The following is a 12,483-nucleotide window of genomic DNA, read 5'->3' as shown; positions in this document are numbered from 1 at the left end:
TGTAATATAAACGTCTCTAGTCTCGCCGAAAGAGACGCACTGTAAACAGCATACACAATGACTATTCTATATTTTGCACTTGTTCTTTTATTTTTTCAATAGCGCTTTTCATTTCAACCACCAGCTTTGTTAAATGGTGATGGTTTGCTTTTGATCCAATCGTGTTCACTTCACGGTTGAGCTCCTGTACAAGAAAGTCAAGTTTTCGTCCGGCAGCGCCGCCTTGCGTCAAAATTTGCTGGAACTGCTGAAAATGACTTTTCAGCCTGGTAATCTCTTCTGTAATGTCACAGCGATCAGCAAAGATGGCCGCCTCTGTGGTCAGCCTGCTCTCTTCAAGCGCCTCTCCGATCCATTCTTGTAATCTTTGATTCAATCGTTCTTTGTACTGACTCACAACCTCTGGTGCAAACACTTTGATTTCTTCTGTAAATGCCTCGAGTTCTGACAGCCTGAGTTCACAGTCTTTTTGAAGCGATGTTCCCTCCTGCTCTCTCATGAAGCAAAGCTCCTTGACAGCTTCTTCACAAGTGTCTATCAGCAAATGCTCCAGCTGCTCATTTCGGCTGACTGACTCTTCCACCTGAACAGCCTGTTCCAGCTTCAGTAAGTCATGTGCATGCTGAATACCTGAAATATGATAGCGGTCCTCAAGGTCTTTTGCGGCTTTCATATATTCATCAAGCAGCGGCCAGTCAATCTGTAAAGACCGGCTTGCAAGTTTACCGCCTTCAATCGTAACAAACAGCTCAATTCGACCGCGCTGCACGTGACGAAGAATGATTTTTTTTAATGTATCTTCGAAATATAAAAGCGGCCTCGGCAAACGGGCATGAACCTCTTTAAAACGGTGATTGACCGATTTTAGCTCAACTGACACTGTCAGTTCTCCATCCGTTTTACTCGCTTGGCCGAATCCCGTCATACTGCGTATCATGTGAAAACACCCAATTCTTTCATATTAATAAAATGAAAAAGGTAATAGCAGACACTATTACCTCAAAATTATACCATAACCAATTATTTTTTTCTTGTCAAAAGTGATCCCGCCAGTAAAAAAGTTGGCAATGCAGACATACCGATGATCAGAAGCCAATCGACTGGTGCGACCGCCACCGTTTTGAAAATTGGCTGAAGCGGCGGATAATAAATGACCACAAGCATCAGCAGCAGGGAAGACACAACGGCGCCGATCAAGTACATATTCCCGAATGGATTGCGTTCAAAAATAGACCGTTCACTGCGGCAGTCAAACACATGAATGAGCTGCGCCAAAACGAGTGTGCTGAATGCAACCGTCTGCGCATATTGAAGATTGTTCGGATCACGGTGATACACAAACATAAAGGCTAACAAAGTGGCAATCCCGATCAGAAACCCTCTTGATATGACCTTCCAACCAAGCCCTCTTGCAAAAATCCCCTCTTTCATGTTCCGCGGCTTTCTCTTCATGACATCGCCTTCTGGTTTATCCATTCCAAGTGCCATAGCCGGCAAGCCGTCTGTGACAAGGTTTACCCACAAAATTTGAATTGGAACGAGAGGCAATGGAAGCGCAAGAAGCATCGCAAACAGCATGACTAAAATCTCTCCCACATTCGATGCCAGCAAATAGCGGACAAATTTGCGAATGTTTTCATAAATATTCCGGCCCTCTTTAATAGCGGATTTAATGGTTGCAAAATTGTCATCAAGCAAAATAAGAGAAGAAGCTTCTTTGGCAACGTCTGTTCCGGTAATCCCCATGGATATGCCGATATCCGCCTGTTTAATCGCTGGCGCATCATTCACCCCATCACCTGTCATCGCGACAATATGACCATTTTTTTGATAGGCCTTCACAATTCTCAGTTTATGCTCAGGTGATACACGGGCAAAGACGTACACATCTTCTGCTGTTTGCTCCAGCTCTTTGTCGCTTAGCTGATCCAGAGCTTTTCCATCAAGCACCTTTCCTTGCTTTGGTAAGAGACTTAAATCTTTAGCGATCGCTTTAGCCGTTTCTACGTGATCGCCTGTAATCATCACTGTTTTAATGCCAGCATCCCGGCATTCTTTAATCGCTCGTCTCACTTCAGGACGAGGTGGATCAATCATGCCCTCTAGACCGATAAATGTGAGGCCAGTTTCTGCCTCCTGAACAGAGGTGATTTTTTCTGTCAGGCTTACTTTTTTATATGCAATCGCAATGGTTCTGAGCGCTTGTCTTGCTAAACCTTGAATGGCAGCTTCTGTTTCTTGCCGGTGGGCCTTTGAAAATGAGGCGGTGCGTCCGCCGTGCATCATATGACTTGAACGGTTCATCAACACATCTGGCGCCCCTTTGGCAATGACATACCGCTCCTTCTGATTCGTTTCCACGACGACTGACATCATTTTTCTTTCAGAGTCAAAAGGGAATTCCTCCACCACACGAAATCCCGCTTCGATGAATTGCTCTGTAAAACCCGCTTTACGCGCAGCGGTTAGAAGTGCTCCTTCTGTCGGATCGCCATCAAGTCTCATCTCTCCGTCTTTTTCAACGATGGTCGATGTATTACAAAGTGCTCCGTATAATAGCACCTTTTGCAGGCTTGGATGTTTGTCTACATGGACAAGTTCTCCGTTTAAGGTAAAATCACCTGACGGCTCGTACCCAGTGCCAGAAATATTCCACGTTTTCCCCTCTGCCCATACATGTGTCACTGTCATTTTATTTTGTGTCATTGTGCCTGTTTTATCTGAGCAAATAATCGAGGCGCAGCCGAGTGTTTCTACAGCCGGCAGCTTTCTGACAATGGATTTTTGTTTAATCATCCGCTGCACACCTAGGGAAAGTGCGACAGTGACGATCGCCGGCAGTCCTTCTGGAATCGCAGCAACAGCGAGAGATACACCCGCTAAGAACATATGATACAAATCATGACCTTGCACCACACCAAGAACAACCACAAGCACAGTTAAAAATAATGCAGCAACAATTAAAATTTTCCCCAGCTGCTCAAGGCGTCTTTGCAGCGGTGTTTCCATATTACCTGCTGAATCCAGCATACCAGCAATTTGTCCCATCGCCGTATTCATCCCTGTACCAATGACAACCCCTACACCGCTTCCCCTCGTGACAAGCGTCCCCATAAAGGCCATGTTCGTCAAATCTCCAAGTGAGACATGATCTCGCGAGAGCGGACTCGCATGTTTGACCGCTGGGATGGACTCTCCAGTTAGGGCAGATTCTTCGATTTCCAAACTCTTTGTTTCTAGTAATCTGATATCTGCCCCAATTCGGTCCCCGCTTGAAAACTTCACAATATCTCCCGGCACGAGGTGCTTGGATGGGATCTTGACCCATTCATTGTTTCTCCTTGCATAGACATGCGGCGTTGATAATTCCTTTAGTGCTTGGAGGGACTTTTCCGCACGGCGTTCCTGATAAAAGCCAAGCACACCATTTATCAGCACAATCGCCACAATCGCCACAGCATCAATGTATTCACCTAAAAAAGCAGAAATAATCGTTGCCGCAAGCAGGATTAACACCATAAAGTCTTTAAATTGCGCTAAAAAAATAACGAACGCCGACGCCTTTTTCCCTTCCTGTAATTCATTTGGCCCATGCTTTTCAAGCCGCTTTTGCACATCTTTTTCTGACAGTCCGTCACCTATCGATGTATTCATTGTTTTTAATAAATCGGTTTGGTTCAGTTCATGCCAATTCATTTGACCTCGTCCACTCCTCTTTTGTTCTCTCTCTTATGCAGTGTTCTATAAGCCAGTTTATTCAGACTCGTCCTAAATCATGCTATAATAATAAGACTGCCTAAAGAACGAGAAAACGTAAGGTTCTTTCAGTAGATTTGTGTGAAAGAAGAGGGTGTATCCAACATGTCATTTGACGGCATTTTTACATATGGTATGACAAATGAATTGCAAGAAACATTAACTGGTGGAAGAATTTCGAAAATACATCAGCCCTACAAGCATGAGCTGATTTTTCATATCCGGTCAAAGGGGAAGAATCATAAGCTTCTTTTATCCGCTCACCCGAGCTATGCAAGGGTACAGCTCACTGAGCACCATGATGATAATCCGAGCGAACCGCCAATGTTTTGTATGCTCCTCAGAAAACATCTTGAGGGTGGGTTCATTGAACGTTTTGAACAAATTGGGTTAGATCGGGTGATCGTGCTGCACGTGCGAAGCCGAAATGAAATTGGCGATGAACAAACCCGTAAGCTGTATATTGAAATTATGGGCCGGCACAGCAACTTAATTCTCGTGGAGGACGAAACGGAGCAGATCATTGACGGACTGAAACATCTTTCTCCATCTGTGAACAGCTATCGAACGGTGCTGCCCGGACATGAATATCTTCTGCCGCCGGCACAGCAAAAGCTGAATCCTTTTAACGTGACGAAGGAAGATATTTTAAAGCATTTACGTTTTCAAGAAGGGAAAATCGCCAATCAAATTGTCGATACATTCTCTGGGGTTTCTCCGCTGTTTGCTAAGGAAGCTGTCCACAGGGCCGGTCTTGCCAATCAGGAAACGATTCCAAGTACATTGCTCGAGATGTTTCAGCTCATTCAGGCGCATTCTTTTACCCCTCAGCTCACGAGAAAAGACGGGAAAGAGTATTTTTATTTATTAAAACTTCAGCACGTCGATGGTGACATGAAGACGTTTGATTCTCTTAGTGAGCTACTTGACCGCTTTTATTTCGGAAAAGCTGAAAGAGATAGAGTCAAACAGCAGGCGGCTGATCTTGAACGTTTTGTTGCGAATGAAAAAAAGAAAAATGAAAACAAGCTAAAAAAACTAACAAGAACGCTTGAAGAATCTCAAAATGCGCATAAGTATCAGCTTTATGGTGAATTGCTTACTGCCAATATATATGCGATTAAAAAAGGGGATAAAGAAGCAACTGTCATCAATTATTATGATGAAGAAGGCGGAGAGATCACGATCCCGCTCAAAACAAACAAAACCCCTTCTGAAAATGCACAAGCGTATTTTACAAAATACCAAAAGGCAAAAAATGCAGTAGAGGCCGTAAATGAACAAATCAAGCGAACACATGAAGAAATTGTTTATTTTGACGAGCTGATCCAGCAACTGTCCTCTGCCTCACCAAAAGATTTAGAGGAAATAAGAGAAGAACTGGTGGAAGGAAAATATTTGCGTCCCAAACAAAAACGCAACGCCAAAAAGAAAAAACCATCGGCCATTCAGCTTGAAGCATATGAATCTTCTCAAGGTGTTCCGATTCTCGTTGGAAAAAACAACAAGCAAAACGAATATTTGACCACAAAGGCGGCAGCTCGTGATGACATTTGGCTGCACACAAAGGATATTCCTGGATCACATGTCGTCATTCGTCACAAAGCACCTGATGAACAAACCTTGCTTGAAGCGGCACAAATTGCTGCCTACTTCTCGAAGGCAAAAGAATCAAGCTCCGTCCCTGTCGATTATACGAAAATCCGGCATGTGAAAAAACCAAACGGAGCAAAACCGGGCTTTGTCACGTATGATCAACAGCAAACATTATTTGTGACGCCTGATGAGGATGTTGTCCTAAAGCTGAGAAAATAAAAAAGAGCCGATTAAATCTTTAGATGAGATTTTATCGGCTTTTTCTTTGTCTTTTTTTTCTTTCTATATAGAGCTCATCCAGTGCATCTACATCCTCTTGTTCAAGCAAGGTCTCAATGGCCGCAGCCAGCTGTTTAGTGCGGGCTGGGCTTGCACCACTCGTAGATATGGAGATTGTCACTTTTCCTGCCCTTACAACCTTTGGCACAATCACATTGCCTAGCTCTGACTGGCTCACACAGTTGACGAGCTGATGAGGAAGCGCTGATTGCGTCATCCACTCGTTTACTGAAAGATCATCTGTAGCAGCAACAATTAAAAATGCATCCTTTACATCTTCCGCATCCACTTTCTTTTTCTTCCAAGTCAGCTGATATGTCTCAATGAGATTCGCCATTTCATCACAAATGTCAGGGCTCACAATGGTTATGCTGCATGGCTCCATGCATAGCGCACTCGTCCTTCTAGCCGCAATCCTTCCACCGCCGGCAATTAGCACGTGTTTATTGGTTAGATCAAGATGAACTGGAAGCATGGCTTTCTCCTTGAAAACGAAACGCATCCTCTTTGTTTAAGATGGTTTCCTGCACACGTTCAATATAAGCTGCTTTTACATGGGGATGAAACCCAATATATCGGCAGACACGGACATCTCGCAGCCGCTCTCTCGCTTGATTCGCTTCACTCTCAATCTCTTTCATTAAAATGCCGGTAAATAAAAGATAAGGCACGAGATAGACAGGCGTATCGTCATCTACTGTTAACTGTGCTAAGACGTCACGATAATTCGGTTCACACGCTGTAATAAAACACGGAAAAACCTCTGCACCAGGCAACATGCTTCGGACATCATCTGCAATCCCAAACACATCCCGCTTTACATCTGGATCAGAGCTTCCGCGGCCAATTAAGAGAATTTTTGCACGCTCTCCCTTATATCCAGCTTCTTCAATCCTTGCGATAACCGCTTTCGTGACTTCTTGGTTCACGCCTATAGGTCTTCCATATGTCACCTTCACTTGTGGGAAACGTTTTTGTACTTTCACAATCTCATCTGGAATATCTGATTTGGCATGCATGGCAGTTAAAAGGAGGAGCGGGACGATCGCAATGTGGGTTGCTCCTTTTTGCACACAAGTCTCAAACCCTTCTTCGATTGAAGGGTCCGTCAACTCTAAAAAACAAATTTCTTGGATATCTGCTTCCACTAACGGCATACAGCTTTTCATAAAAGAAATGGCTTTATCCTGTGCTTCTTTTACCCTGCTTCCATGCCCAACATAAAGGACAGCTTGTTTCATTTGACTCCTCCTTGCGACCTTAGTTTTATTCAGACGAAAAGACACGATGTCCACACGTGTCTTTTCACCTTTGTTCTCATTTCTCAATCAGTGCTGGTTCAAACCAGTTCAACTTTTGATGAAAGTGAACGACATCTCCTACTACGATTAAACTCGGATGCTCGATCCCTTCTTTTTCAACCGTTTCAGATAGTGTCGCCACCGTGCAGCAAGTCGTCTTTTGCCTTGTGGTCGTTCCCCAGTGAATAAACGCAGCTGGGGTTTCAGGGTTCCGCCCATTTTTCAAAAGCAGCCGCTGAACTCTTTCCACGTTTTTGACGCCCATGTAAATGACAAGGGTATCAATCCCCGTCGCCAGCGCTTCCCACTTTTCTTCAAAATGTTCATCCTTTTGATAATGCCCTGTCACAAACGCAACATTCGAGCTGAATTCTCGGTGCGTGACTGGAATGCCTGCATAAGCAGCGGCTGCAATGCCAGAAGTAATCCCCGGGACAACTTCATACGGAATACCATGCTCAGCTAAGCATTCGATTTCTTCACCGCCACGGCCAAATACAAAGGGATCACCGCCTTTTAGACGAACGACTATGTTCCCTTCCTTCGCATGAGCAACAAGTGCTTCGTTAATCGCTTCCTGTCTCATCGTATGATGATTCGGCAGTTTGCCGCAATAGATCAACTCCGCCTCCGGTTTGGCATGGGCAAGAATCTCTTGATTGACAAGACGATCATATAAAATGACATCTGCCTGCTGTATTGCCTTATGGGCCTTTAGCGTAATTAAGTCTGGGTCACCCGGTCCGGCACCAACAATGTATACTTTCCCCATCTTGCTTTCTCCCCCTGCCATCAGGCGATTATTTCGTTTTATCCTTTACATAATCAACAAGGCGCTGTTTTGACTCCTCGCGTGATAATTCACCTGTATCTAGGACGAGCTCAGGCGCAGCTGGCTCTTCGTATGGTGAATCGATTCCCGTGAAAAATGGAATTTCGCCGTTTCTCGCTTTTTTATATAACCCCTTTGGATCACGCTCTTCACACACGTTCAGGTCACATTTCACAAACACTTCGTGAAACTCTCCGTCTTCGACTAACTGTCTTACGATTTGGCGGTCTTCTTGAAATGGGGAAATAAAAGCAGTAATGACAATCGTCCCTTGCTCAACAAATAATTTCGCCACTTCACCGATGCGCCGAATGTTCTCTTTTCTGTCGTCATCTGAAAAGCCTAAGTCTTTATTGAGTCCATGGCGTACGTTATCGCCATCAAGGACTGTCACTTGGTACCCCTGTTCAAACAGCTCTCGCGCCGCTGCGTTGGCGATCGTCGATTTACCTGAACCGCTTAGACCTGTCAGCCAAATGATCCCGCTTGTATGGTTGTTTTTCTGTTGATATTCTTTTTTAGTAATTGATGAATCATGCCACACGATATGTTCGTTGCTCATGTCATACCCTCCTTTAAGATACCGTCGTTTTTAATCCTTCGATTAATGTTTCAATGACTTCTTTTCGGCTGAACGTGCTCGGTGGTAATTCACCATTTCTCAGCATCGTTCTTACCTTTGTACCTGAGAGAATGACATGTTCGCTTTTATCATGTGGGCATGTTTTTGGTGTTGCCATGGCTTCACATGTATTGCAGTAAAAGCTGTGTTCGAATTTTAATGGTGTGATCCCAATTTCTTCGCTTGTAAATTGTTCAAATAGCTCCTGCGCTTCGTATGTGCCGTAATAATCACCAACACCTGCATGATCTCTGCCGACAATAAAATGTGTACAGCCATAATTTTTACGCACAAGCGCATGAAAAATCGCTTCCTTTGGTCCAGCATAACGCATGGCAGCAGGAAAAACACCTAAAAAGACGCGGTCTTTCGGGTAATAACCGTTCAGTAACACTTGATAGCTTTTCATTCTTACATCTGCTGGAATATCATCAGATTTTGTTTCACCAACAAGTGGATTTAGAAATAGACCATCCACTGTTTCCAGTGCTGTCTTTTGAATGTATTCATGCGCACGATGGACTGGATTTCTCGTTTGGAAACCGACAATGGTTTTCCAGCCGTTTTCTTTAAACTGTTTTCTTGTTTCTTCTGGCTCATACGTAAATTGCGGGAAAGGTTTTTCGCTGCGTTTCGTCAGTGTAATTTTACCACCAATATACGTATCACCGCGTTCAAATAATTTTTTCACGCCTGGGTGATTGCGGTCATCTGTTTTATACACATTCACTGCTTCTTTTTCCTTATCAGGTGTGTATTGATCTTCCACCTCAATGACCCCGTATACTGTTCCATTATACGATAGACGAACAATGTCACCTTGATTGATCTCCGCTGCTTTTTCCTTTGTGACAGGCAAAGTAATCGGAAGAGACCAAACGACACCACTTGCTAGTCGCATACTGCTGACAACTGCTTCATAATCAGCTTTCGTTAAAAACCCTTCAATCGGACTATACCCGCCAATTGCGATGAGTTCAAGGTCTGCAAAAGAGATGGCATCCAGCTCAATTTCTTTCGCAGCTGTGCTTAGATCAAATTCTTCATTTACTCGATTAATTAATACGCCACCATGTGGTGTTAAACTCATTTGTTCATCTTCCTCTCAATGTTCATATTTATTAGATGTTAATAGTCGGATTTATATTTAAATCCCGCCGCCCTGTTCATGAATCGAGCTGCTCTCATTTTTAACTGCCTTCATAAGACTCAGTGCACCTAGTGAAGCAAGCAGTACACTCATCATGATAAAGATAGAGTAATAGTCTCCTTTTAAGAAAAGGCTTACCAACAAATAAGATAGACTAAGTGATAAGAAAGGTGACACAACCCATACCTTCAGCATTTTTTTCACAACATGTTTATGAAAAATGTTCGGTCCACCCTTTGCCATACCAAGCCCAATAATGGACGAGGAGGTAATTTGAGTAAGGGGAACAGGGAGTCCGAATATAGAGCTGACGATGACAAGTCCTGCACCGGTGCTCGATAATAGAATGCCTTCACCCGTTTGATAGCGTGTAATTTTCTTTCCGTTTGTTTCTAGTACCCTTCTTCCTAGAAGCAGCGCCCCAATGGCCACAAAGATTCCGCCGTAAAGGGTTCCTTGCCCGACTGATAAAACACCTGACGCGACAAGCGGGCCGACCGCATTGGCGACATTGTTCATGCCGGCTGAAAATGCTTCTAAAAACCCACTGATAATCAAAACAACAGATAAGATCAATGTTCCTTTTTTGGATAATGTCCGTTTAGGGAACAATCTGATGATTTTGACAACAGCAAAGGTAAAAACAAAGGCAACAATCGGAATAATCACCCAAAAAGAGACAATGACTAAGATCGATTTCACATACAGCACTTTATATGCGGCTGCCACACCGACCACAGCACCTACTGTGACCTCACTTGTGGATAAAGGAATGGCCAAGAGGTTCGCTATGAAAAGTGATAATGCGGCCGAGCCAATGATGATACACACAATTTCAAGTGTGATGACAGATTCCGGCATAATCCCGGAGCTGATCGTTTTGACGACCTCACCGCCGCCAATCACTGAACCTGCTAATATTCCAACTGCACAAACGCTGAGCGCGTATATTGGCTTTTTGATCGCACCTGAACCATATGCGATGCCCATCGAAGCGGCTGCTCCGCTTGCGCCAATATTTAAAGCAAAGAATAAGCTAAATAAAATTGCGGCGATTTCCATACATTATGCTCCCTTACTCATGTAATCCGCACTCAGTCTTTGCTGTCCCTGACCATCTTCCAGAACGCAAATCATCAGCAGTAAATGCCGGCTGTGTACAAGGTGCACACCCGATGCTTGGATATCCTTGGTCATGCAGCGGATTATAAGTAAGATCCTCTCTAGACGCATATCTCCATATGTCCTTCCAAGTCCAGTGGATGAGCGGACATACTTTGACTGATTGGAATTTTTCATCCTTATTTAAGAAGTTCGTACCTGCTCGTTTAGGCGACTGCTCTCTTCTTAAACCAGACAGCCATGCCGGATAGCCAGATAGTGCCTCTTGCAATGGAATGACCTTTCTCATATGGCAGCAGCTTTGAGGATTCGTTTCCCATAATTTATCACCATGCTGCTCATTCTGCTCTTCCACCGTCAGCTCAGGTGTTTTCAGCACGATGTCTAACCCGGGATATCTTTCCTTAACTGCATCAATGGTGTCGTATGTTTCCTTGAAATGCAGACCTGTATCTAAAAAGACAATTCTTGCATCTTTTTTTACTTTTGCAATAAGATCGATCAGGACAATGCCCTCAATGCCAAAACTGCATGCATAAACGAGCTGATCACCATAGTGGCCGTACGCCCATTTCAGCACAGATAGGGCCCCTTTATACAAATCGTCCTCTTGAAATGTAATGGACGGCTCTTGCCAATTTTCATAAGTTAACATTGTTTCTCCCCTTCCGGAGTACTGCTTCTATCGCTATTCTCCGCACTACTTTAATCTGATTTTTTCATTTTTTTCCACTTGAATCACTTGACCGTCCTGAACGACCAACGTAATTGAACCGAATTTCATATCCCCAATCAGCTCTTGCATATGCTTCACTAAGTCCTCATCCTGGTTTTGTTTCAGTTCCATCTCCTCTTCCTCCTCACCGTTAAAATAAAAAAACTTTCTTTCAGTCCGAAAGAAAGATGAGGAAGCTCACGATTTCCTTATCTTTCAAAATAGAATCATTTTGCAGGAAGTAGCACCTTGCAAATCGCAGGTTGCCGGGCTTCATCGGGCCAGTCCCTCCACCTCTCTGGATAAGAGTTTTAATTTGTATTAAATATTAACACAATTCAAACAAAAGTCAACCCGACTTTATTGATAGGATTAGTTTTTATTTAAATTTGAGTCTATTTTACTATTTTTAACCAAATAAAAAACTGTGCAGTGCAGCACAGCTTTTTTAAAACAAGACAAGCTTTTTAGACCGTTTCTTCCATCCAAGATTCAGACGAAGGATCCTGTCTCCAGCGTTTTAGTTTATTCATAGCAGAAGGCTCAATTGCTTTTAGCTCAAGTGCCACTTCTGTCAGTGTGTCATAGTCTGTCAGCGTGACATAGGGAATGTTTTTCTCTTGAAAAGCCGCAGCTGCTTTTGGCAGTCCATAAGTGAAGATCGCAACAACTCCGAGTACGTCACAGCCTTCTTCTTCTAGAGCAGCCACAACTTCAAGAACGCTGCCTCCAGTTGAGATAAGGTCTTCTACGACAACCACCTTTTGTCCAGGTGATACGGCTCCTTCAATTTGATTTCCTTTTCCGTGTGCTTTTGGTTTACTTCTTACATAACACATCGGTACATTCAGACGATCAGCTGCTAATGCCGCATGAGGAATGCCAGCTGTAGCTGTACCTGCGACAACTTCCGCTCCTTCAAAATGAGTGAGAATCAAGTCTTTTAAACCTTCCGCAATGTCCCCTCTGACCTCAGGATAAGACAAGGTGAGGCGATTGTCACAGTAAATCGGTGATTTGATACCGCTCGCCCATGTAAATGGTTCGTCTGGTTTTAAAGAGACAGCTTTGATTTGTAATAAATGCTTTGCGATTTTCGTTTTCATCCGG

The 12,483-nt window shown here is 43.7% G+C and carries 12 protein-coding genes and 1 riboswitch; of the genes, 1 reads left to right on the top strand and 11 read right to left on the bottom strand.

All coding sequences use genetic code 11. The annotated features are described in order from the left end of the window. Positions 1 to 61: 61 nt before the first annotated feature. Together MHI58_RS07895 and MHI58_RS07890 are read right to left on the bottom strand one after the other, a co-directional pair. Complete coding sequence (locus MHI58_RS07895) at positions 62 to 937, bottom strand: YicC/YloC family endoribonuclease (RefSeq protein ID WP_007499682.1); 876 nt, start codon at positions 935 to 937, stop codon at positions 62 to 64. Positions 938 to 1,020: 83 nt separating this feature from the next. After that, a complete protein-coding gene (locus MHI58_RS07890) occupies positions 1,021 to 3,696 on the bottom strand; it encodes a calcium-translocating P-type ATPase, SERCA-type (protein ID WP_045034251.1) in 2,676 nt (891 codons plus the stop codon). A gap of 165 nt (positions 3,697 to 3,861) precedes the next feature. On the opposite strand from MHI58_RS07890, the gene MHI58_RS07885 reads away from it, so the two are divergent. Further along, on the top strand, positions 3,862 to 5,571 hold the full coding sequence (locus MHI58_RS07885) for an NFACT RNA binding domain-containing protein (RefSeq protein WP_045034250.1): 1,710 nt from the start codon (positions 3,862 to 3,864) through the stop codon (positions 5,569 to 5,571). A 31-nt stretch (positions 5,572 to 5,602) separates the two neighbouring features. Here MHI58_RS07885 and MHI58_RS07880 read toward each other — a convergent pair whose 3' ends face one another. The 9 genes from MHI58_RS07880 to pyrE all read right to left on the bottom strand — a co-directional run bounded on the left by MHI58_RS07880 (position 5,603) and on the right by pyrE (position 12,479). After that, on the bottom strand, positions 5,603 to 6,106 hold the full coding sequence (locus tag MHI58_RS07880; protein WP_045034249.1) for a bifunctional precorrin-2 dehydrogenase/sirohydrochlorin ferrochelatase: 504 nt from the start codon (positions 6,104 to 6,106) through the stop codon (positions 5,603 to 5,605). Next, positions 6,087 to 6,872 carry a sirohydrochlorin chelatase gene (locus MHI58_RS07875; RefSeq protein WP_045034248.1) on the bottom strand — a complete coding sequence of 262 codons (786 nt, stop codon included), beginning with the start codon at positions 6,870 to 6,872 and terminating at the stop codon, positions 6,087 to 6,089. Before MHI58_RS07875 ends, MHI58_RS07880 begins: the two co-directional genes overlap by 20 nt. A gap of 76 nt (positions 6,873 to 6,948) precedes the next feature. Next, positions 6,949 to 7,704 carry a uroporphyrinogen-III C-methyltransferase gene (cobA, locus tag MHI58_RS07870; protein WP_035700704.1) on the bottom strand — a complete coding sequence of 252 codons (756 nt, stop codon included), beginning with the start codon at positions 7,702 to 7,704 and terminating at the stop codon, positions 6,949 to 6,951. 28 nt (positions 7,705 to 7,732) lie between these two features. Beyond that, positions 7,733 to 8,326 carry an adenylyl-sulfate kinase gene (gene cysC / locus MHI58_RS07865; RefSeq protein WP_008344911.1) on the bottom strand — a complete coding sequence of 198 codons (594 nt, stop codon included), beginning with the start codon at positions 8,324 to 8,326 and terminating at the stop codon, positions 7,733 to 7,735. A gap of 13 nt (positions 8,327 to 8,339) precedes the next feature. Beyond that, positions 8,340 to 9,476: a sulfate adenylyltransferase gene (gene sat / locus MHI58_RS07860; protein ID WP_045034247.1), complete on the bottom strand. Its 1,137-nt coding sequence runs from the start codon at positions 9,474 to 9,476 to the stop codon at positions 8,340 to 8,342. A gap of 57 nt (positions 9,477 to 9,533) precedes the next feature. Further along, a complete protein-coding gene (locus MHI58_RS07855) occupies positions 9,534 to 10,598 on the bottom strand; it encodes an inorganic phosphate transporter (protein ID WP_008344915.1) in 1,065 nt (354 codons plus the stop codon). Between the two features lie 13 nt (positions 10,599 to 10,611). Then, the gene (locus tag MHI58_RS07850) at positions 10,612 to 11,313 is read right to left on the bottom strand and encodes a phosphoadenylyl-sulfate reductase (RefSeq protein ID WP_008344917.1); all 702 of its coding nucleotides are present in this window, start codon (positions 11,311 to 11,313) and stop codon (positions 10,612 to 10,614) included. A 45-nt stretch (positions 11,314 to 11,358) separates the two neighbouring features. Beyond that, positions 11,359 to 11,505, bottom strand: coding sequence for a YezD family protein (locus MHI58_RS07845; protein ID WP_072367285.1), 147 nt, complete (start codon positions 11,503 to 11,505; stop codon positions 11,359 to 11,361). 74 nt (positions 11,506 to 11,579) lie between these two features. Further along, a riboswitch (SAM riboswitch) is annotated at positions 11,580 to 11,682 on the bottom strand. A 158-nt stretch (positions 11,683 to 11,840) separates the two neighbouring features. Beyond that, complete coding sequence (gene pyrE / locus MHI58_RS07840) at positions 11,841 to 12,479, bottom strand: orotate phosphoribosyltransferase (RefSeq protein WP_017359346.1); 639 nt, start codon at positions 12,477 to 12,479, stop codon at positions 11,841 to 11,843. Positions 12,480 to 12,483: the final 4 nt, after the last annotated feature.

Origin of the sequence: Bacillus sp. FSL K6-2869 (assembly GCF_040869405.1) — a bacterium.
Taxonomy (GTDB): Bacteria; Bacillota; Bacilli; order Bacillales; family Bacillaceae; genus Bacillus; species Bacillus altitudinis.
The sequence above is the reverse complement of the archived record's forward strand: the minus strand, read 5'-3'. Positions and strand labels throughout refer to the sequence as shown.